This window comes from Mesorhizobium sp. ES1-4 (assembly GCF_020164745.1).
In the GTDB taxonomy this organism is placed as follows: domain Bacteria; phylum Pseudomonadota; class Alphaproteobacteria; order Rhizobiales; family Rhizobiaceae; genus Mesorhizobium.
This window is the reverse complement of the sequence record NZ_JAIUGV010000015.1, coordinates 79,561-101,116: the sequence shown is the minus strand read 5'-3', so window position 1 is coordinate 101,116 and position 21,556 is coordinate 79,561. Positions and strand designations below refer to the sequence as shown.

Genomic DNA, 21,556 nt, shown 5'->3' with positions numbered 1-21,556 from the left:
GGCCTAGCGGATTGACCGAATGGCAAAAACTGTACACAACCGCGCCTACACTGAAACATTTCCGTTGCTGATATTATACTCGCTGCCCTTCCCGCTGGACTTTGGTCGACAATGAAGTGCCTGGTCATAAACCTCGATCGGTCCCCGGAACGACTTGCCCATATGAGGGCCGGGTTCGGCCGTATAGGCATCGCGTTCGAACGCGTCGTGGCTATCGATGGATACAGCCACCCCGAACTCAAGCAGCAAGCTCAGCATCCGATGTATGGAGCCCGGCAACTGTCGAGCAGCGAAATCGCCTGCCTGCACAGCCATCGCGCCTGCTGGTCGATTCTCGTGCAGGACGAGGCGCGCTACGGCGCTGTATTCGAGGACGACGTGGTCTTCTCAGCGAATGCCGGCCGGTTGCTTGCAGACAGCGACTGGATTCCGGCCGATGCCGACATCGTCAAGCTGGAGACGTTCTTCAAAAAGACCATGATCCACCGGATGAGGATTTCCGCCCGTCATGGGTTCTCAATGTACAGGCTCTGCAGGTTCCATCCTGGGACCGGAGGCTACATCGTCTCCAGACGAGCCGCGCGCGATCTCCTCGATGCGACCGAAAAGGTGAATCTGACCGCCGATGACATGGTCTTCAATCCGGCGTTCTCACCCTCTGGCGGGAAGATGATCTACCAGCTTGTACCCGCCTTGTGCGCACAGGCCCAGTTCCTCGGCTCCATAGGAGCGGGATTGCCGAGCCTGCTCGACCAAGAGCGCGAAACCGCACGGGTCGCAAGCGGACTGGCCATAAAACGCAGAAGGCCGTTCTTCGAGAAGATGAGAGTGGAAACCAGGCGCATCGTCGAGTGGGTCGTCGACCACTGCAGGCTTCGGCGGTACACGATCGTCGCCCTCGATCCACCCGAGGCAGGACGATAGACCTGTTTCGGGATGGGACATCCCGAAGACGGCCGGCACCTTCGCGAGGGTTTGGGCTCCGCTTCGAATTCCGCCTGGCTACCAATGACTTCGAGCGAAAATTTCTCGACTTCTCGCAACAGGTAATTTTCCAGTAATCCTGGGGTCATAGCCTGGGTTCCGGCTTTGGCTTCTGTTTACGACGCGAATTCAACCCAGAAAAATCAACAACCATATTTTTACCTGTGCTAGACAACAGCTGCGATGCTGAATTTCTCCCTCAGTTCCGCGAAACAGAGATTTCATACATTTTTTGCAAAGATAGCCGTTAGAAATGAAGTGCTTGGTTATTAATCTCGATCGTTCTCCCGAGCGGCTCGCCCATGTGACCGCCGAGTTTGCCCGCATCGGCATTGAGTTCGAGCGGGTCGCGGGCATCGATGCCGCGCAACGTCCCGACCTGGCGCTGCAGCCGCAGCACGCGATGCACGCCATCCGGCCGCTTTCCGGCAGCGAGATCGCGTGCCTGCATAGTCATCGTGCCTGCTGGACGATCATTGCCCAAAACGACGCGCCATATGGCGCCGTGTTCGAGGACGATATAGTCTTTTCAAGCAAAGCCGGCATGTTGCTGGGCGATACAGGCTGGGTGGCGGCGGGCGCGGACGTCGTGAAGCTCGAGACGGTCTTCTCCAGAACCGTAATCCAGAGGAAAAGAATCGCCGCTGGGCATGGTTTTTCCATGGTCCGGCTCCGCAAAGGCCATCCGGGGGCTGGAGGGTATCTCCTCTCGCGGCAAACGGCACGCGATTTTCTGGAGGCAACGGCGCGGGTCAACATAGCGGTCGACGATCTCATCTTCGATCCCACCATGGCAGCCGGCAAGACCGTCTACCAACTTGTTCCCGCGCTGTGCGCGCAGGACCAGTTCGTTGGCGACAGGCTGCCAAGCCTGCTTGACCAGGAACGGGACGCCGCGCGGACAGCGAGCGGGCTTATGGGAAGGCGGAGGAAGCCTGCAGCCGTGAGAATCAGGAGGGAGGCCAGGCGAATCATGAGGTGGATCGCCGATTTCTGCCGGCTGCGGCGGCAGATTGTCGTTCCGCTCGCTCCAGTCGAAGCAAACGACATGGCCGATTTCGGGGTTGCTGGCAGGCCCCATACCCAGCGCCGCGAAAACGCGCTATAGACGCCGCCCAAAAGGCAAGGCCAACCGGTATCGATGGCGAAAATCTCCCTGAAGCTCGATGAACTGATCGACGGCGACGCCTTGCGCCGCGAGATGACCGCGCTGACCGCGGCCAGTGCCGGCGACGGCTCCAGCCAGGCCATCCGTGCTGCCGTTCTTCAGCTTCTCAAGGGGCGTCTCGCCGAGGGCCGCAAGACAGCCGAGGCCATGCTGAGGCAAGATGGCGGCGGCAACGCCTGCGCCGAGCGGCTGTCGCACCAGATGGACGAACTGATCCGCGCGCTCTACGATTTTGCCGCGACGCATGTATACCGGGTCAAGAACCGGTCCTCGGCCGAACGCATGGCGGTCGTTGCCGTCGGCGGCTATGGCCGCGGCACGCTGGCGCCGGGATCCGACATCGACCTTCTGTTCCTGCTGCCCTACAAGCAGACGCCGTGGGGCGAACAAACAGTCGAGTACATGCTCTACATGCTGTGGGACATGGGGCTGAAGGTCGGCCATGCTACCCGCAACATCGACGAGTGCCTCAGGCTGTCGCGTACCGACATCACCATCCGCACCTCGATCCTGGAAGCGCGTTTCCTGTGGGGCGAACTCAAGCTCTACGACGAACTGATGCTGCGCTTCGACCATGAGGTGGTGCGCACGACGGGACCGGAATATGTCCAGGCCAAGCTCGCCGAACGCGACGAGCGCCACGCCAAGGCCGGTGAAAGCCGTTATCTGGTCGAGCCCAACGTCAAGGACGGCAAAGGCGGCTTGCGCGATCTGCAGACGCTGTTCTGGATCGGCAAGTATTTTTACCGCGTGCGCACCGGCGAGGAACTGGTCGAGAAAGGCGTCTTCACGGAGGCCGAGTATCGTGAGTTCCAGAAGGCCGAGGATTTCCTGTGGGCGGTGCGCTGCCACATGCATTTCCTCACGGGGAAGGCCGAGGAGCGGCTGCATTTCGATATCCAGCGCGAGATTGCCGGACGGCTCGGCTATACCACCCATCCCGGCCTGTCGGCGGTCGAACGCTTCATGAAGCACTACTTCCTCGTCGCCAAGGATGTCGGGGACCTGACCCGCATCTTCTGCGCCGCGCTGGAGGAGGAGCAGGCCAAGCACGTTCCCGGCTTCAACCGCATCTTCCTCACCTTCCAGCGCCGCAAGCGCAAGCTTGCCGGCACGTCGGACTTCATCGTCGACAACCATCGCATCAACATCGCCGACGACGGCGTCTTCGAGCGCGACCCGGTCAATCTTCTCAGGCTGTTCTGGTTCGCCGACAAGCATGGGCTGGAATTCCATCCCGATGCGCTGAAACTGCTCACCCGTTCGCTCGGCCTGGTCAACAAGTCGCTCAGGCGCGACGCGGAAGCCAACCGGCTGTTTCTCGACATATTGACCTCGGACCGCAACGCCGAACTCAACCTGCGGCGCATGAACGAGGCCGGGCTGCTGGGCCGGCTGATCCCGGATTTCGGCAAGATCGTCGCCATGATGCAGTTCTCGATGTACCATCACTACACGGTCGACGAGCACTTGATCCGCTGCATCGGCGTGCTGGCCGAGATCGAGCGCGGCGACGGCGAGAAGGTGCACCCGCTGTCGCATTCGCTGATGCCGAGCCTGAAGAAGAGCCGCGAAGCGCTCTATGTCGCCGTGCTGCTGCACGACATCGCCAAGGGCAGGCCGGAAGATCATTCCGAGGCCGGCGCTCGCATCGCACGGCGCATCTGCCCGCATATGGGGATGTCGGCAGCCGATACGGAAACCGTCGCCTGGCTGGTCGAGAACCATCTGGTGATGTCGATGACGGCGCAGACCCGCGACCTCAACGACCGCAAGACCATCGAGGACTTCGCCTCGATCGTGCAGTCGGTCGAGCGGTTGAAGATGCTGTTGGTCCTCACCGTCTGCGACATCAGGGGCGTCGGACCGGGCGTGTGGAACGGCTGGAAAGGCCAGTTGCTGCGTACGCTCTACTACGAGACCGAACTGCTGCTGACCGGCGGGTTTTCGGAGGTCTCACGCGCCCAGCGCACGGCGGCGGCGCGCGAACGCCTGGCCGAGGCGCTCGCCGATTGGCCCGACAAGGCGCGCAAGCGCTATGTCGGGCTGCACTATGAAAACTACCTGCTGACCGTGGACCTGCCGGACCAGCTTCGCCACGCCGAGTTCATCCGCGAGGCTGATGCGGCGGGCAACAAGCTCGCCACCATGGTCAAGACCCACCAGTTCGAGGCGGTGACCGAAATCACCGTGCTGGCGCAGGATCATCCCCGCCTGCTCTCGGTGATCGCGGGCGCTTGTGCCGCTGCCGGGGGCAACATCGTCGACGCGCAGATCTTCACCACCTCGGACGGCCGCGCGCTGGACACCATCCTGATCTCAAGGGAGTTCGACCGCGACGAGGACGAGCGGCGGCGCGCCGAGCGCGTTGGCCGGCTGATCGAGGACGTGCTGTCGGGCAAGAGCTGGCTGCCGGAGATGATCGAGAAACGCACCAAGCCCAGGCGCGGGTCCAAGGTGTTCAAGATCCCCCCGCGCGCCGAAATCCGCAATGCGCTGTCGAACCGGTTTTCGGTGATCGAGGTCGAGGGGCTCGACCGCCCCGGCCTGCTGTCGGAAATCACCGGGACTCTGTCCGACCTGTCGCTCGACATCGCATCGGCGCATATCACCACCTTCGGCGAGAAGGTCATCGACACTTTCTATGTCACCGACCTCACCGGCCAGAAGATCGATAGCCCGGCCCGCATCGCCACCATCCGCAACCGGCTGATGGCGACGCTCGAAGGCGCGGCACTCGAACGCGGCGGCAAAGCCAAGGCAGCCGCCGAGTGACGGCCATCATCTCCTTCTCCCAATCCCACAGGCAGTTTGCGAACGCATGAGTCTGGTCAAGAAATTCGCTACCGTCGCTTCCGGCACGCTGATGAGCCGTGCGCTCGGCTTCGGCCGCGAGATGCTGATGGCTGCGGCGCTCGGCACCGGGCCGGTCGCCGACGCCTTCAACGCCGCCTTTCAGTTTCCCAACACGTTTCGCCGGCTGTTCGCCGAGGGCGCGTTCAATGCCGCCTTCGTGCCGCTGTTCGCCAAGGAGATCGAGACGCACGGCACGGACGGTGCCAAGCGCTTCTCGGAAGAAGTCTTCGGCGTGCTGTTCACCGCGCTGCTGGCGCTGACCATCGCCATGGAACTGGCGATGCCGCTGATCGTGCGCTACCTGGTGGCGCCAGGCTTTGCCGACACGCCGGGCAAGTTCGAGACGACCGTCCGGCTCGCGACGATCATGTTCCCCTATCTGATCTGCATGTCGCTCGCCGCCATGATGGCGGGCATGCTGAACTCGCTGCGGCGCTATTTCGCGGCGGCGATCGCGCCGGCTTTCCTCAACATCATCCTGATCAGCGTGCTCGGCTACGCCTGGTACCATGGACTGGACGCCCATGCTGTCGGCTTCGCCCTGTCCTGGGGCGTGCTGGCGGCTGGCCTCGTGCAACTCGCCATCGTCTGGGTGGCGGTGCGCAATGCCGGCATCGCGATCGGCTTCCGCCGTCCGAAGATGACGCCGAACGTGAAGCGGCTCCTGATCCTGGCGCTGCCGGCGGCGATTACCGGCGGCATCACCCAGATCAACCAGCTGATCGGAACGGCCATCGCCTCGGCGCAGGACAGTGCAGTGTCGTCGCTCGCCTATGCCGACCGCGTCTACCAGTTGCCGCTCGGTGTCGTCGGCGTCGCGGTGGCGATCGTGCTGTTGCCCGAACTGTCGCGGGCGCTGAAATCCGGCAACCTGATCGAGGCGGCCAACCTGCAGAACCGCTCCGTCGAATTCACCCTGTTCATGACCCTGCCGGCGGCGGCGGCACTGTGGGTGATGGCGGAACCGATCGTGCGGCTGGTCTACGAACGCGGCGCGTTCGCCGCCAACCATTCGACGCCGACGGTGTCGGCGATCCTGGCGATCTTCGGATTGGGGCTGCCGGCCTTCGTGCTGATCAAGGCTTTTACCCCAGGCTACTTTGCCCGCGAGGACACGCGCACGCCGATGATCTTCGCCGCAATCTCGGTGGCGGTGAACGTCGCCACCGCGCTCACCCTGTTCCCCACGATGGGCGCGCCTGGCATTGCCGTGGCATCCGCCGTCGCCGGCTGGGTCAACGCGCTGATGCTGCTTGGCGTGCTGATCCGGCGCGGCCATTGGGGGCGTGACGTGCCGCTCTTGACGCGCATTCCGCGCCTGGTGCTGTCGGCGGCCGTGATGGGCGCGGCACTCTATTTCGCCGAGCACTATTTCGCCGTCAGGCTGGGGCCCGGCTCGCCGCTGATGATCAAGGCAACGACGGTGCTGGCGCTGGTGGCTGGCGGGGCGACGCTCTATTTCATCATCGCGTTCGCCACCGGCGGCGCCGATTTCGGCATGATCCGGCGCAATGTCGGGCGCAGGGGATCGCCACTGCCCAAGGAACAGTCTCCAGATCCGTGAGCCTATTGGTTGCAACCCCGTCCAGTACGATCAATCTTCGCCGGACAATTCGTCGTAGATCGAGCGCGGGAGCGGCACACGTGCCTTTTTGCCAAGTTCGATGCCGAATTCGGCCCGAAGCCGCGCGGCTATCGCCAGCGGCGTCTCACGGTCGCGCCGGCTCTCCAGACCTTCCTCGTTGTTGACGGCGACCGGCATCTATTTCTCATCAAGGTCATATACGGGGCAGATTCTCTGATAGCACACATTTTGGGCGCCGACCTCACCGGCTGAGGGGCAAGCGCTGAAGTGCCATGCCAAAGCATAGAAAAAGCAATCCGACCTGACGCAATTGCACTGCCGCTATCCCCGAACAGCCTCTTGATCCTCTTCGCGCCTTCGTCCATAAGCGCGCCGTCGCAAGACTTTCGCCGCGCGCGGTTTCCAGCCGCGCGATTGGCTCCGAAAAGTCTGCAACTTTTCGGAATCACGCTTATACGGCCCTCCACAAGCCATGAGGAAACCCATGTCCGCCTTCAAGCCACTCGTCTTCTCCGGCGTCCAGCCGACCGGCAATCTGCACCTCGGCAACTACCTTGGCGCCATCAAGAAATTCGTCGCCCTGCAGGAGACGTCCGATTGCATCTACTGCGTCGTCGACCTGCACTCGCTGACCGCTCAGCTCGTTTATGACGACCTTGCCGACCAGACGCGGTCGATCACCGCCGCCTTCCTCGCCTCCGGCATCGACCCGAAGAAGCACATCGTCTTCAACCAGTCGCGGGTGATGCAGCATGCCGAGCTCGCCTGGATCTTCAATTGCGTCGCGCGCATCGGCTGGATGAACAAGATGACGCAGTTCAAGGACAAGGCCGGCAAGGACCGCGAGAATGCCTCGCTGGGCCTGCTCGCCTATCCCTCGCTGATGGCGGCAGACATCCTGCTTTACCGCGCCACCCATGTGCCGGTGGGCGAGGACCAGAAGCAGCACCTGGAATTGACACGCGACATCGCCCAGAAATTCAACAACGATTTCTCCGACCGCATCGCCGGCCTTGGCGTCGGCGTCGAGATGCAGGTCGGCGAGGAGACGGTGAACGGCTTCTTCCCGATCACGGAGCCGGTCATCGGCGGGCCTGCGGCGCGCATCATGAGCCTGCGCGACGGGTCGAAGAAGATGTCGAAGTCGGACCCATCGGACTTGTCGCGCATCAACCTGACCGACGACGCCGACACGATCTCGAAAAAGATCCGCAAGGCCAAGACCGACCCGGAGGCCTTGCCGGGCGAAGTCGACGGACTGGAAAGCCGGCCCGAGGCGGAGAACCTGGTCGGCATCTATGCGGGCCTCGCCGAGATGTCCAAGGCCGACGTGCTGAAAGAGTTCGGCGGTCAGCAATTCTCCGTGTTCAAGCCGGCGCTGGCCGACCTGGCGGTGGAGAGATTGGCGCCGATCGCCAGCGAGATGCGCCGCATTCAGGGCGACCGCGCCTACGTCGACGCCGTGCTCCGGGACGGTGGCGAACGTGCCGGCGTGCTCGCAGAGACGACCATGAAGACGGTGCGCGACATTGTCGGGCTGCTGCAGGGCTGAGCCCGATCGTCATTGCGCCGCCCCATGCCGGCCCAAGACTGACTGGCCAAAGACTGACTGGCCCCAGACAATTGGCCCAGGGCATACCGACTCAAGACCGGCGGCTTGCCGCCGGCTTGCGACGGTGGCAGATTGCGGCCGAACGATACCGAGTAGATAGACATGGTCTCCAAACGCCTCAGCCGCGAAGCCGGTCATCGCAGGAAATTCCTGACGATCATCGATGACACGCCGGAATGCGAGCGCGCCGTGGCCTACGCCTCGAAGCGGGCGCAGAGCACCAGCGGCACGCTGGTGCTGCTTTATGTCATCGTGCCGGACGATTTCCAGCACTGGCTGGGCGTCGAGAAGATCATGCGCGAGGAGGCGACCGCCACAGCGCGCACGGCCTTGGACGGCTACGCCAACAAGGTGCGGCAGAAGCTCGGCATCGAACCGGAGATGGTCGTGCGCGAAGGCAAGCCGACGGAAGAGATCCACAAGCTGATCGAGGAAGACCAGGACATCGCCATCCTGGTGCTGGCGGCCGGCGCCGGCAAGGAAGGGCCAGGGCCGCTGGTTGGCGCGGTCGCCGGCAAGGGTGCCGCCTTCCCCATTCCAGTGACCGTCGTGCCGCAGAATCTGTCGGACGAGGAGATCGACAGCCTCGGTTGAGGGCCGCCCGGATCCAGCCCAGCCAGCAAAAACATTCCGCCGGCCGGCCATCGGGGCGATGCCTTTCGCTTGAATGTCCCGCCCATAGGGACTATTTAGAATTATTCCAAACTAGTTGCCCAAAACGGGCATGGAGACGGCCATGTTCATCCAGACCGAGTCGACGCCCAATCCGGCGACGCTGAAATTCCTGCCCGGCAAGGAAGTGCTCGTGGAAGGCACTGCCGATTTCCGCGATGCCGAGAGTGCGGCGACGGCTTCGCCGCTGGCCGGTCGGCTGTTCGAAATTCCCGGCGTCACCGGCGTTTTCTTCGGCTACGATTTCATCACCGTGTCCAAGGACGGCCCGGACTGGCAGCACCTGAAGCCGGCGATCCTCGGCGCCATCATGGAGCATTTCATGTCCGGCGCGCCTGTCATGGCCAAGGCCGGCCCCGCCGCCGAAACCAGCCAGACCGGCGAATTCTACGACAAGGCCGACGAGGAGCTCGTCATCACCATCAAGGAACTGCTCGACACGCGGGTACGTCCGGCGGTGGCCCAGGACGGCGGCGACATCACCTTCCGCGGCTTCGAGAACGGCACCGTGTTCCTGCACATGAAAGGCGCCTGCGCCGGTTGCCCGTCGTCGACGGCGACGTTGAAGCACGGCATCCAGAACCTGCTGCGGCATTTCGTGCCCGAAGTGCAGCAGGTCGAACAGGTCGTTTAGCCGACGATTCCCACAAAACAGACAACAAAAAACCGGGCCGAATTGCCCGGTTTTCTGTTTGGGACGTCCGTTGTTGCCTGGACGGTCCGCGTATGAAAGGTGAATTCTCCTCTATATCACGATGACCTTGGCGCCGACCGAGGCGCGGTCATAGAGATCGATGATGTCCTGGTTCATCAGCCGGATGCAGCCTGACGACATGGCTTTGCCGATCGAGTTCCATTCCGGGCTGCCGTGCAGGCGGTAGCCCATGTCGCCGCCCTTGTTGAACAGGTACATGGCGCGCGCGCCGAGCGGGTTCTTCAGGCCCGGATCCATGCCACCGGCGAACTTGGTGAGTTCAGGCTGGCGCTTGATCATTTCGCGCGGCGGCGTCCATGTCGGCCATTCGCGCTTGATCGCGATATGGGCGGTGCCGTGCCATTCGAAGCCCTCGCGGCCGACGCCGATGCCGTAGCGGATGGCCCGACCGCCGCCCTCGACGAAGTACAGGAACTTGTTCTGCGTATCGACGATGATGGTGCCCGGCTTTTCCTTGGTGTCGTAGCTGACTTCCTGGCGATGGTACTTCGAGGGCACCTTCTCGATCGGGATCCGTGGCAATTGGTAGCCGGCATCGGTCACCGCGCCATAGTCGTTGGAGAAGATCTGCCCGCCGATGGTGCTGCAACCGGCAATAGCGGTGGACAGCGCCAATGCGGCGATTACTGCAAGCGACTTCATGCGCATGTGGTGATCGGTGCCCCGGTCTGAAACCTGAGCGGCCAGAGCCGGCCGCTTTCCCGCCATCATTCATGCTGGCATTTGCTTTGCTTGCCAAGCACACGATGCCTATATGCTGGGACTTACGCTCCGGTAAGCTCAGCACTATGGCATTTCGGCAACAGCCTTCACCGGATTGTGAAGTAATTTCAATGGCCCGATCCGAGCGGCCTGCAAAATCGAGGAGCCAGCCATGAATGTCGGCGACGCCGCCCACCGTTCAGGCCTGCCGGCCAAGACCATCCGTTACTATGAGGAGATCGGCCTGATCGCGCCCGCGCGCGCCGCCAATGGCTATCGCGATTATTCGGGCGACGACATCCATCGGCTGGCTTTCCTGCGCCGCGCGCGCAATCTCGGCTTTTCCATCGACGATTGCCGCCAGTTGATGGCGCTCTACAAGGATCGTGCCCGCGCCAGCCACGACGTGCGCGCGATCGCCGCCGCCCATGTCACGGCCATCGAGGAGAAGGTGCGCGAGCTGCAGTCGATGCGCTCGACGCTGCAGAAGCTGATCCACGCCTGCCACGGCGACGAACGGCCGGATTGTCCGATCCTGGATGACATGGCGGGGGCGTTGGAGAATGATCGCCAGCACGCTTAGAATTGCATCCGCGAGCCAAACGCCAGCGCGTATCCGCTGGCCTTCCGCGAAGGCTAGAGCAAAGGATTCCATATCGTAGGAAAGGGTCGTTTGCTCGCCGTCCCTTGAGCCGCCCGCCGGCGCGGTTTTCTAGCCATTCCCCTACGGCAGGATAAAGCCTGACGTGCCGGCAAGCCGATCTAGCAGCTTGCGGGATTCCTCGATTATGCGGCGCGTCTCTTCGATGTCTGAGCGCAGATCCTCAACATGTGCCACCGCCCGTTGCTGATAGAGGCGCGCGCTCACATTGAAATAATCGTCAGGCTCCCCTATGGGCGGCAACGGCAAGACCGTCGAAGTGGACGAAACCTATATCGGTCGCCTCAAAGGCACCCAGGTTAAGTCAGGCGGCGGCGCACACAAGAACACTGTCGTTACGCTTGTCGAGCGTGGTGGCCGCGCCCGTTCCTTCCATGTCGATACCGCCCGCATGGGCAATGTCATGCCTATCGTTCGCGCCAACATCGCCCGCGAAAGCGCTCTGATGACTGACGAAAGCGGCATCTATCGCCGCGCGGGCCAGGAATTCGCTTCCCACGATGTCGTCACGCATTCCAAGGATGAATATGTCCGCTACGAAGGTGCAAAGACCGTCCACACCAACACCGTGGAAGGCTTCTATTCGATCTTCAAGCGCGGCATGAAAGGCGTTTACCAACATTGTGCGGAACACCACCTTCACCGCTACCTTGCGGAATTCGACTTCCGCTACAGCAACCGTATCGCCATGGGCGTTGATGATGGCACCCGCGCCTTCATCGCCTTGAAGGGTGCCGCCGGCAAGCGCCTCACCTATCATAGACCTGCTTGACGAGAAGCGGACGCACTTCCGAAAGCCGGTACAGCTAGAGTTAGCGCTTTGGCGATACGCGAGGCGCTAGCACTAGCTCATAGTTATCCCTCCCTATGGGGCTTGCCGACTCGCTTGGAGGCTGTTACATGACAGCCAAAAGGTAGAGGCGAAATGAGCGACCACGCATTCCCCACTCACGCAGATGTCCGGAAATGGCAGGCTCAGCTAGAGCAGCTTGTCACGGAGGAGTCCGCGATGAAGGCGCGCCATGCCGAAGAGGAGGCACGCATTAAAAACAAGCGCACACGGCTAAACAAGCTGATCGAAGCGGCGGCGGCGTTCATGGATGCGATGAACGACGAGAGTCCGGTCGAGGTTGACGAAAAGCCGGTCGCGGTAAATCTGCCAGAGGTCGAAAAGCCGCAAGTGCCGTCCAAGAGCGAAATAGCAAGGCCGGCCACAAGGCGCGCTGGCAACCAGACCTGGACCGCTACAATCCATAGGGTCATTCAAGACGAAGGGCGTGGTCTAACGTACCAAGAATTGAAAGAAGGTCTTTTGAAGACCCACCTAGGCGAAACGCTACAGCGGACGGACAAGGCGTTCTATGGAGGGATTGCGAAACTTGAATCGCGGCAGATGATCATCAAACACAACGGTCGTCTATTCTCGCCTTCCGGTTACAAGCGCTTCATGGATGATGTCGCCGCCGGGCGCGTTGAAGACACACCCTATGTAGCGGCTAGCAACAGTTGGCAGGTATCTCCCAACGAAGAAGCCGTTACCCGACTTCTCTCGCGTCATCCGAAAGGACTGACCACAAGCGAAATCGTAGAGAGTTTGCTGAACGACCCTCCTCCCGACTTGGCTGTCACCAAGAACCGGAACTCACTCTATAATCTCCTCGCTAGGGAGAGGGAGAGGGGAAATCTAGTTAAAGAGGGAGACACGTATTCTCTACCTCTCCCTGAAACCGAAAGCAGCGGCTCCGATGAGGAGGCCGCTGCCTAAGAGATCGAGTGTGTCGCGGTTTGGCTTGCCGGCGGTCGCGACACAGAACCCAAGCGAGAAAGGAGGATGCGTCATGTGGTTCATGACCCGGAGAATACCGGTAGCCGCCTAACGGCGGTTCACCCTGCCCCTTTCCACAAGGGGTAAGAACGAAGGTGGCGGTGCGTCCATAGCATCGGCACCTTCGCGCTATTGCGTATCAGATTCACCTGAAAACGTCTAGGTTGAGATCATGCCCGACAAAAAGCCGCAGATCGACAAATTCCGCGAAGCGGCGCGGGATCTGAAAACCGACCAATCCGACGAATCCTTCGAGGCGGTTGTGAAGAAGATTGCCAAGGCACCAAAACTTACGGCGGAACAGATAAAGAATATGGTGCGCCAAAAGCGCCAAACTGATTGAAAATAGCCCTAAAAAAGGAAAACCCCAGTCGCCGGAGCGCTGGGGCGGTTGCACTGAGAGCAGCGCAACGATGTGAGCGCAAGGTAGTGTAGAATTGGGGAAAGATCAAGACCCGCCTGAGGGAAAACGTGCGGCGCTTTATGTCGACGGGTTCAACCTCTACCATCCAATCCATGAAAAAGGCGAGGCCTTCCTTAAGTGGGCGAGCCTTTGGAAACTGGGAGAGATATTCTGTCGGAAGAACGGCCTAACCCTGGTTAAGGCCGTTTGCTGCACAGCCGTGCCTCAAGACGATGCCGGGAAACGTGACCGACATAACAGCTTCAATTCGGCCCAAATTGCTTGCGGCGTAACGATCCTGAAGGGGCATCACGTAATTGATCCAGAGAGCAAAAAGAGGAGCGAGAAACAGTCGGATATCAATCTCGCTCTGTCGCTTATGATGGACGCCGAGGACGACGTTTTCGATTGGGCATTTCTTCTAAGCGCCGATTCGGATCAAGCGGCAACGGCCAAGTTTTTCGCGGACCGGCACCCAAAGAAGGCATTGGTCGGAGTGGCCCCACCGACCAAAAACGTTCCTGACAAGGTCATCCCGTATTGCATCTCCCATTTCATGATGAGCTTTGACCAACTGGAAGAGTGCATCATGCCGGCCATGGTTCCCGGCCTCAAAGGCTTCATCCGCAGACCGGAGGCATACGCTCGACCGGATTGGTGGATGCATCCAGATGACCGCCCGAAAAAGAAGCCTAAGGAATAGTGGTGCTCGACCTATCTTGCGGGACCGGAGGTTCCCCCTACAGCTCCTGTAGCCATTCCCCTACGGCTGGGTAGCGCCTGACTCGGCGGCGAGCCGGCTAGTAGCTTGCGGGGATTCCTCGGGGCATTCGTGAGGCGGTCACAAAAAGCCCGTCGCAGCTAATAAGCGTAAGCGACGGGCTTTTGTGCGGCTACACCCATGGAGGAGGGATCGACCACCTTGCCATGCACAATGTGGCAACAGTGCAACGGTTCCAAACAATTTTAGCTATCGCCAGATTGCCGGGGCTACTTCCGCACAATCCAATCCAGCAAGCCGGATTCAACCCGCTCGCACCCGGTAAACTCGTAAACCAGGGCCTGGGCGAGATCGCGCCATTGAGTCTCCGGCGCCTTCGTTTCCAACACCACATCTTGAAAGGCGCTGCGGAGAATGTCGGCATCGAAGGCTGACACGCGGTGCTGTTCAACGTCTCCGTGCGCCTCGTCTATCTTGCGCTGTCGCAACCGCTTTAGCAGGGCTCTCGATAGCGCTATTGCGCGGCGGGACTGGTCCAAGTCGCGGCGAAAGGCGGCTCTCCCCGCACAGGAGCCTTGCTGTAGCCGGAAGCTGGCTTCAACAGCTGCCCGCGCCATGTCTATGTGGCTTTCGACCATTGCTACCTCCCCGTAGCTCAGGTTGTATTTACTCCTCTAGTAACGGGTTTCAATGTCGGTTTGGTACCAATGGAGCGGTGCCGGCTTTTGCCCGCTTTGGACGGTTCGCCGCTTCGATTATTCGCAAGGCTTCTTCTGGGGTAATGCCACACTTGCGCGCATAGTAAGCGGCTTCAGTTTGCACCTCGTCATCGGACGGTAGCGCAATAATTGCCTGCTTTGCTTTGTGTTTCGCCTTCCTGCCCATAGAACGAATCATACCACAAAACGATGCGCCCCGAACAAGGCGGCGTGGCGATTGTTCCGTCCGTTACCTCCTGATGATCCAATCAGTCGCAGGCTACTTGCTGTTACTCAGTAGCCATTGATTTGTCATTGGGTTTGTCAACCAGATAATCGCCCGCCAAGAACGGGTTCAAACCATGAACAAAATCTGGCATGGTGCTGTCATGCCAATCATCTCCCCGATTCTCCTGAACCCGCTCATCGACGGCCGCCAGTCGGAGCGCGCCATGCTGGTGCGGCGTGGCGTGCAGCGGCTGCTGATGCAGATGGGCGCACATGTTCTGCCGGAGCTGTCGCTGGCGACGGGCCGGCGCGCCGACCTCGTGGCGCTGACGCGGCAGGGCGATATCTGGATCATCGAGATCAAGTCCTCGATCGAGGATTTTCGCGTCGACCGCAAATGGCCGGACTATCGGTTGCATTCCGACCGCTTCTTCTTCGCCACCCATCCCGGCGTGCCGGCCGAAATCTTTCCCGAGGAATGCGGCTTCATCCTCTCCGACGGCTACGGCGCCGAAATCCTGCGCGACGCGCCCGAACACCGCATGGCGGCGGCAACGCGCAAGGCGCTGATGCTGCGCATCGCGCGCGCCGGCGCGGCGCGCCTGCTGGCTGCGGAGCTTGCGGGCGTGGCGGTGCCGGCGCTGGAGGGGGAGAGCGAGTAGCTGCCGTCGAAAGCTGGCGGCGTATGGTCGCTTTCAGTGTTTGCGCGGCGGCGTCTGCCAGAAGCGCGGACGCTATTCCTTGTCCTCTTCCACCCCGCCCACGGCCGGCGTCATCAGCAGCACCGCGGCACCAAGCAGCGCGGCGACGAAGGAACCCGCGAGGATGCCGACCTTGACCGCGTCCTGCAGCGCCACGTCGCTGGCGAAGGCGAGAAGGCCGATGAACAGGCTCATGGTGAAGCCGATGCCGCAAAGCAGCGAGATGCCGATCATGTGCGCCCATCCGGCATGGGCCGGCAGGTCGGCGAGGCCGAAGCGGATGGCGAGCGCGGAGGAGCCGAACACGCCGACCAGTTTGCCGACCACGAGGCCGGCGGCGACACCCAGCGTCAACGGCTCGATCAGGGCGCCGAAACTCAGTCCGGCGAGCGAAACGCCGGCATTGGCAAAGCCGAAGATCGGGACGACGACGAACGCCACGAGCTTGTGCAGGCCATGTTCAAGCCGATGCAGCGGCGAATTGTCGAGATCGTGGCCGATCCCGGCAGAGCGTTCGAGCGGTATGGTGAGCGCGAGTGCTACGCCGGCCAGCGTGGCGTGGACGCCCGACTTCAGCACCAGCACCCACAGGATGGCGCCGAGCACGAGATAGGGCACCAACGTCATCACCCGCATGCGGTTGAGCACGACGAGCGCGGCAATGACGGCGAAGGCGGCGCCGAGATAGGCGAGCGACAGGCCGCTGGTGTAGAATATGGCGATGATGATGACGGCGCCGAGATCGTCGATGATGGCAAGCGCGGTCAGGAAAACCTTCAGCGAGGCCGGCACGCGGCTGCCGAGAAGCGACAGCACGCCGAGCGCGAAGGCGATGTCGGTGGCGGTGGGGATGGCCCAGCCGGAGAGTGCGGCCGGGTTGTTGCTGTTGATGGCGACATAGACCAGCGCCGGCACCGCCATGCCGCCGGCGGCGGCGATGCCGGGCAACACCCGGCGTGGCCAGGTCGAAAGCTGGCCGTCCAGCATCTCGCGCTTGATCTCCAGGCCGACGAGCAGGAAAAACACCGCCATCAACCCGTCATTGACCCAGTGCGAGATGCTGAGCGGGCCAAGATAGGCGTGGAGAACGGCGAAGTAGGTGCCGGCAAGCGGCGAATTGGCGACGATCAGGGCAAGGGCCGCCGCTGCCATCAGCACGATGCCGCCGGCCGCCTCGCTGTCGAGGAATTCGCGGAAGACGGAAATCGGCCGTTGCTTCAAATCCTGCATGTCGCCTCCGTTGAGCTGCTAGTTTCGACTTTGCCCATATGCTTCTTACGGGCGTTTGCGCCGCCTCACCTGCCTGCATCCTCGCCCCGTAGTGGCGGGGAGAGGGACGGCTTCGCGACCGGTTTCGCCGGTCGTCGACGTCGCAAAAAGGACGTCCCAAGCGGCATCCAGTGGTGCTAACGCGGCGCGCGCTTGGCCAGGATCCGCTGCAGCGTGCGGCGGTGCATGTTGAGCCGGCGCGCGGTCTCGGAGACGTTGCGCTCGCACATTTCGTAGACACGCTGGATATGCTCCCAGCGCACCCGGTCGGCCGACATCGGGTTTTCCGGCGGCGCGGCGCGCTCGCCTGTGGTGCGGGTCAATGCCGCGAAGACATCGTCGGCGTCGGCCGGCTTCGACAGATAGTCGACCGCGCCGAGTTTCACCGCGGTCACCGCGGTGGCGATGTTGCCGTAGCCGGTCAGGATGATGGTGCGTGAATCCTCGCGCTTCTCGCGGATGGCGGCGACCACGTCGAGGCCGTTGCCATCGCCCAGCCGCATGTCGACCACGGCATAGGCCGGCGGATTGGCGCGGGCCTTGCCCACGGCCTCCTCGACGCTCTCCGCCGTCTCGACCACAAAACCCCTGGTTTCCATGGCGCGGGCCAGACGGGTCAGGAACGGCTTGTCGTCATCGACGATCAGAAGCGAAGTGTCCTCGCCTTCGACCATTGCGCCACTATTTTCATCGCCTGTCATCGTCTCGAAAATTCCTGCTGCCTTAATTTTACGCAGATATAGTTTTGCGGGGCTATTGTCCAATTCACGCGGTGTCAAGCATGGTCGCCGGGGCCGATTCCGGGTTCAGGAAGACAGTTCTCGGCCACGAAATCCGCACCACGGCCCCTTCGCCAAGCCCGCTCGAGTTGCGAAAATCGAGCGTGGCTCCGGAACGTTCGAGCAATGTCTTGGCGATGAACAGGCCGAGCCCCAGGCCGCCGCCGGCTTCCGTGCCCTGGCGTGTCGACATATAGGGCTCGCCGATGCGGTCGATGATTTCGGGCGGAAAGCCCGGGCCGTCGTCGGTGATCGAGAAGGAGACCATCGCCTCGTCCCAGCTCCAGCGCACGGTGACGCTCTTGCGGGCGAAATCGACGGCATTCTCGACCAGGTTGCCGAGACCGTAGATGACACCCGGATTGCGCCGCCCGACCGGCTCCGGCCCGGTCCGCTCGCCCGGACGAAGCTTGATCGAAATGCCGAAGTCGCGATGCGGCGCGGTGACCTCCTCGACCAGCGAGGTCAGCGGCAGGCGGGACAGATGCGCCTCGCCTTCCGATGACAGGCTGGTCAGGCGCTTGAGGATTTCGCGGCAGCGCTCGCTTTGCGAGCGCAGCAGCTTCACGTCTTCCCCGTATTTCGGATCGGTGCCGAGCGCCTTCTCCATTTCCTTGGCGACCAGCGTGATGGTGGCGAGCGGCGTGCCGAGTTCGTGCGCGGCGGCGGCGGCCAGGCCGTCGAGCGCCGAAAGATGCTGCTCGCGCTGCAGCACCAGTTCGGTGGCGGCAAGCGCGTTTGCCAGAAGCCGCGCCTCGGCGGCCACCCGGAAGGCATAGATCGCCGTGAACGCGATCGAGGACAGCACCGCCATCCACATGCCGGCGACATAGATGAAAGGCATCTCCAGGGGCGCGCCTTCAGACCAGGGCAAAGGCAGATGGATGAAAACCAGCAAGGTCGCCGCCGACATCACCAGTCCGCCGAGGACGGCGGTCAGGCGCAACGGCAGCGACGTCGCCGAAATGACGACGGGCACGGTCATCAGCAGCGAGAACGGGTTGGTCAGGCCGCCCGTCATGTAGAGCAGGCCGGCAAGCTGCAGGCTGTCGAAGATCAGGATGCCGAAGGCGGCGAACGGGGTGAGCCGGTGCGCGGCCGGGAAGCGGAAGGCCAAGAACAGGTTCATCCAGGCCGAACAGGCGATCAGGGCAAAACACAGGCTGACGGGCAGCGGGAACTTCAGGCCGTAGGCGACGACGAGCACCGTCAGGCTCTGACCGACAATGGCGAGCCAACGCAACCGGATCAGCGTGTTGAGGCGCAGCCGCTGGCTCTGCTGGAAGTCGGGTGAACGCAAAACATTGATCATGGCCATGAATTACAGCCGTGGAAGGGGTTGCGCCAGTAGCGCTGTACTGCCCAAGGCCTTCCCGGCTTCGTCATTCCTGGGCGAAGCAGGAGCGAAACGCCGTCGCGCAGAACCGAGGATGACCCCGGGTGAGCGCTACGCCAATCGTGCGTTGCGCCCAATGCTAGGTGCCGCGCGGCTTGGCGCGGGCGGTAGCGGCGGCAAGCAGCGGGTTTTCCGGCCAGACATGCTTGGGATAGCGGCCGCGCATGTCGGTGCGCACATCGGCCCAGGAGCCGCGCCAGAAGCCAGGCAGGTCGCGCGTCGTCTGGATCGGCCGGTGCGCCGGCGACAACAATTCAAGCGTCAGCGGCACCGTGCCGTTGGCGATCGCGGGATGGCGGTCAAGGCCGAACAGCTCCTGGACGCGGATCGCCAGCACCGGCCATTCGCCGTCATAGCGGATCGGCACGTGGCTGCCCGACGGGGCGTCGAAATGGGTCGGCGCCAGCGTATCGATCCCGCGCTGCAGGTCATGCGGCACAAGGGTGGCCAGCCCGGCCGAGACAATGCCGGGATCGATGGCGGCCAGGGATGCCGCACCGGACAGAAACGGCAGCAGCCAGTCGTCGAAGCGCTCGATGAGCGCTTCATCCGACATGTCGGGCCAGGGTTGCCCCAGGCCTTTGTGCAGCCAGGACAGCCGCTGGCGCAGCGTCTGAGCGTCCTTGCTCCAAGTCAGAAGCGAAAGCCCATGCGCGTGCAAGGCCTCGATGATGGCGCGGTCGGCATCGGCGCCAACCGGCGGCGGCAGCATGCGTTCGGCGAGCGTGATGGCGCCGAGGCGCACGGTTTCGCGCACGCGCACGGCGCGGCGCTCGCGGTCGAAGCTCGTTTGCCGGAGCGTTTCGATGTTGCCGCCAGATGCTGACCGGATGTCCTCCTCGCTGATTGCCGCCGCCGCCGCGATGCGCGCATTCTGCGCCTTGCCCTGCAGGTCGGCGACGACCAGAAAGGGCTCGCCCGCCAGCGGATCGGCGGCGTCGAGCATGGCGCCGGAGCCATTGGCCAGCACGAAACGGCCACGCTCGCCGCGCGCCTTGGCGACACGGTCCGGCCAGGCATGGATGAGCAGGGTTCCGGCTGGAACAGCTCCGCTGGTCTTCGCCCCGCCCGCCTGCCTGCCGAGGCGCTCGGCAAGCTGGCGCGCCGACGTGGCGCGCTGCGATTTCTCGCCGCGAAAGCGCATCAGCCGCCGTTCGAGATCGGCGCCGTCGCCGCCAAGGCCACGCTCGGTGAGCAGCACGGCGAGCATGGCTGCTTCCTGCCCCTGTCCGGCTTTCGCCGCCTCGGCGACCATATGCGCCAGGCGGACGGGCAAAGCGAGCTTGCGCATCGCAGCGCCCGCATCCGTCAACCGCCCTTGCCCGTCGATGGCGTCGAGCGCGCGCAACAGCGCCCTTGCTTCATTGAGTGCCGGCGCCGGCGGCGGATCGAGGAAGGCAAGCGTCGCGGGGTCGGCAACGCCGAAGGCGGCGCAGTCGAGCAGGAGGCCCGACAGGTCCGCCTCGAGGATTTCCGGCGGCGTGAAGGCGGGAAGTGCCGCCGTCTGCTCGGCGCGCCACAGCCGGATGGCGACGCCGGCCTGCGTGCGTCCGGCGCGGCCGGCGCGCTGGTCGGCGGAGGCCTTGCTGACGCGCACGGTCTCCAACCTGGTCAATCCGCTGGCCGGCTCATAGCGCGGCAGCCGCGACAGGCCGGAATCGATGACGACGCGCACGCCGTCGATGGTGATGGAGGTCTCGGCGATCGAAGTCGCCAGAACCACCTTGCGGCGGCCTGGCGCCGCCGGCTTGATCGCCGCGTCCTGCGCCTTGCCGTCGAGTTGACCATGGAGCGGGACGATGTCGGTGTCGGCGCCGACCTTGCCGGCCAGCCGCTCGGCGGTGCGCTCGATCTCGCGCTGGCCCGGCAGGAAGGCCAGCACGCTGCCGCCCTCGTCGGCAAGCGCCGAGCGGATCGCCTTGGCTATGGCGTCTTCGATCGGAACGCCTGCCGGCCGTTCGTCGTAGCGGATGTCGACAGGGAAGGCGCGGCCCTCGCTTGCGATCACCGGCGCGCCCGACAGGAGTTTCGCCACCCGCGCGCCGTCGAGCGTTGCCGACATCACCAGCAGTCGCAGATCCGGTCGTAGCGCGCCCTGCACGTCGAGCGCCAGCGCAAGACCGAAATCGCCGTCGAGCGAGCGCTCGTGGAATTCGTCGAAAACGACCGCCGAGACATCGGGCAATTCGGGGTCGTCGAGGATCATCCGTGCGAGCACGCCTTCGGTGACGACCAGGATTTTGGTTCGGGCCGAAGTGCGGTTTTCCATGCGCATGGCATAACCGACGGCGCCGCCGGGTTCCTCGCCCAGCAGGTCGGCCATGCGGCGGGCGGCAGCGCGGGCGGCCAGCCGGCGCGGCTCGAGCAACACGATCTTGCCCGTGCCCAGCCAGGACGCATCGAGCAGCGCCAGGGGCACCAGTGTGGTCTTGCCAGCGCCGGGCGGCGCCACCAGCACAGCGCTGTTGCCATCATTGAGCGCTTCAACAAGCGCCGGCAGCACGGCTGTGACCGGAAGTTCCGGCAGGAGTCTTGTCGTCATCGCGTCCGCATATCAGCGGTCGCGGTCGCTCTGCAATGT

At 63.0% G+C, this 21,556-nt stretch carries 19 protein-coding genes and 1 pseudogene; 13 read left to right on the top strand and 7 right to left on the bottom strand.

Annotation, left to right across the window (positions count from 1 at the left end; genetic code table 11):
* Positions 1-111: 111 nt before the first annotated feature.
* The 4 genes from LB556_RS24985 (at position 112) to murJ (ending at position 6,572) form a co-directional block, all read left to right on the top strand.
* A complete protein-coding gene (locus LB556_RS24985; protein ID WP_224570264.1) occupies positions 112-924 on the top strand; it encodes a glycosyltransferase family 25 protein in 813 nt (270 codons plus the stop codon).
* Between the two features lie 313 nt (positions 925-1,237).
* Positions 1,238-2,092: a glycosyltransferase family 25 protein gene (locus LB556_RS24980; RefSeq protein ID WP_224570263.1), complete on the top strand. Its 855-nt coding sequence runs from the start codon at positions 1,238-1,240 to the stop codon at positions 2,090-2,092.
* 33 nt (positions 2,093-2,125) lie between these two features.
* The gene (locus tag LB556_RS24975) at positions 2,126-4,927 is read left to right on the top strand and encodes a [protein-PII] uridylyltransferase (protein WP_224570262.1); all 2,802 of its coding nucleotides are present in this window, start codon (positions 2,126-2,128) and stop codon (positions 4,925-4,927) included.
* A 46-nt stretch (positions 4,928-4,973) separates the two neighbouring features.
* Positions 4,974-6,572 (top strand): murein biosynthesis integral membrane protein MurJ, encoded by a 1,599-nt coding sequence (gene murJ / locus LB556_RS24970; protein ID WP_224570261.1) that lies wholly within the window; start codon positions 4,974-4,976, stop codon positions 6,570-6,572.
* A gap of 30 nt (positions 6,573-6,602) precedes the next feature.
* Here the strand turns inward: murJ and LB556_RS24965 are convergent, their stop codons facing one another.
* Positions 6,603-6,770 (bottom strand): hypothetical protein, encoded by a 168-nt coding sequence (locus tag LB556_RS24965; protein ID WP_224570260.1) that lies wholly within the window; start codon positions 6,768-6,770, stop codon positions 6,603-6,605.
* Between the two features lie 307 nt (positions 6,771-7,077).
* Here LB556_RS24965 and trpS point away from each other — a divergent pair, with 307 nt between their 5' ends.
* From trpS to LB556_RS24950, 3 genes are all read left to right on the top strand, one after another.
* Positions 7,078-8,145: a tryptophan--tRNA ligase gene (gene trpS / locus LB556_RS24960; protein ID WP_224570259.1), complete on the top strand. Its 1,068-nt coding sequence runs from the start codon at positions 7,078-7,080 to the stop codon at positions 8,143-8,145.
* Between the two features lie 162 nt (positions 8,146-8,307).
* Positions 8,308-8,799, top strand: a complete 492-nt coding sequence (locus LB556_RS24955; protein WP_224570258.1) for a universal stress protein — start codon at positions 8,308-8,310, stop codon at positions 8,797-8,799.
* A gap of 142 nt (positions 8,800-8,941) precedes the next feature.
* A complete protein-coding gene (locus tag LB556_RS24950; protein WP_224570257.1) occupies positions 8,942-9,511 on the top strand; it encodes a NifU family protein in 570 nt (189 codons plus the stop codon).
* A gap of 111 nt (positions 9,512-9,622) precedes the next feature.
* On the opposite strand, the gene LB556_RS24945 is transcribed toward LB556_RS24950, so the two are convergent.
* Entirely contained in the window at positions 9,623-10,240 is a 618-nt protein-coding gene (locus LB556_RS24945; RefSeq protein WP_224570288.1) for a L,D-transpeptidase, read from the bottom strand.
* A 226-nt stretch (positions 10,241-10,466) separates the two neighbouring features.
* On the opposite strand from LB556_RS24945, the gene cueR reads away from it, so the two are divergent.
* The 5 genes and pseudogenes from cueR to LB556_RS24920 all read left to right on the top strand — a co-directional run bounded on the left by cueR (position 10,467) and on the right by LB556_RS24920 (position 13,886).
* The gene (cueR, locus tag LB556_RS24940) at positions 10,467-10,877 is read left to right on the top strand and encodes a Cu(I)-responsive transcriptional regulator (RefSeq protein ID WP_224570256.1); all 411 of its coding nucleotides are present in this window, start codon (positions 10,467-10,469) and stop codon (positions 10,875-10,877) included.
* Positions 10,878-11,181: 304 nt separating this feature from the next.
* A pseudogene (locus LB556_RS24935) lies at positions 11,182-11,727 on the top strand (IS1595 family transposase); the annotation flags it as partial.
* A gap of 153 nt (positions 11,728-11,880) precedes the next feature.
* Entirely contained in the window at positions 11,881-12,720 is an 840-nt protein-coding gene (locus LB556_RS24930) for a hypothetical protein (protein WP_224570255.1), read from the top strand.
* Between the two features lie 232 nt (positions 12,721-12,952).
* Positions 12,953-13,123: a hypothetical protein gene (locus LB556_RS24925; protein ID WP_181763313.1), complete on the top strand. Its 171-nt coding sequence runs from the start codon at positions 12,953-12,955 to the stop codon at positions 13,121-13,123.
* A gap of 94 nt (positions 13,124-13,217) precedes the next feature.
* On the top strand, positions 13,218-13,886 hold the full coding sequence (locus LB556_RS24920) for an NYN domain-containing protein (RefSeq protein WP_224570254.1): 669 nt from the start codon (positions 13,218-13,220) through the stop codon (positions 13,884-13,886).
* Positions 13,887-14,173: 287 nt separating this feature from the next.
* On the opposite strand, the gene LB556_RS24915 is transcribed toward LB556_RS24920, so the two are convergent.
* The gene (locus LB556_RS24915) at positions 14,174-14,542 is read right to left on the bottom strand and encodes a hypothetical protein (RefSeq protein WP_224570253.1); all 369 of its coding nucleotides are present in this window, start codon (positions 14,540-14,542) and stop codon (positions 14,174-14,176) included.
* 449 nt (positions 14,543-14,991) lie between these two features.
* On the opposite strand from LB556_RS24915, the gene LB556_RS24910 reads away from it, so the two are divergent.
* On the top strand, positions 14,992-15,492 hold the full coding sequence (locus LB556_RS24910) for an MmcB family DNA repair protein (RefSeq protein ID WP_181171036.1): 501 nt from the start codon (positions 14,992-14,994) through the stop codon (positions 15,490-15,492).
* Positions 15,493-15,564: 72 nt separating this feature from the next.
* On the opposite strand, the gene nhaA is transcribed toward LB556_RS24910, so the two are convergent.
* The 4 genes from nhaA to hrpB all read right to left on the bottom strand — a co-directional run bounded on the left by nhaA (position 15,565) and on the right by hrpB (position 21,517).
* Entirely contained in the window at positions 15,565-16,761 is a 1,197-nt protein-coding gene (gene nhaA / locus LB556_RS24905) for a Na+/H+ antiporter NhaA (protein WP_224570252.1), read from the bottom strand.
* Between the two features lie 176 nt (positions 16,762-16,937).
* On the bottom strand, positions 16,938-17,501 hold the full coding sequence (locus LB556_RS24900; RefSeq protein WP_224570251.1) for an ActR/PrrA/RegA family redox response regulator transcription factor: 564 nt from the start codon (positions 17,499-17,501) through the stop codon (positions 16,938-16,940).
* A gap of 64 nt (positions 17,502-17,565) precedes the next feature.
* Complete coding sequence (locus LB556_RS24895) at positions 17,566-18,897, bottom strand: ActS/PrrB/RegB family redox-sensitive histidine kinase (RefSeq protein ID WP_224570250.1); 1,332 nt, start codon at positions 18,895-18,897, stop codon at positions 17,566-17,568.
* 157 nt (positions 18,898-19,054) lie between these two features.
* Complete coding sequence (gene hrpB, locus LB556_RS24890; protein ID WP_224570249.1) at positions 19,055-21,517, bottom strand: ATP-dependent helicase HrpB; 2,463 nt, start codon at positions 21,515-21,517, stop codon at positions 19,055-19,057.
* Positions 21,518-21,556 lie beyond the last annotated feature (39 nt).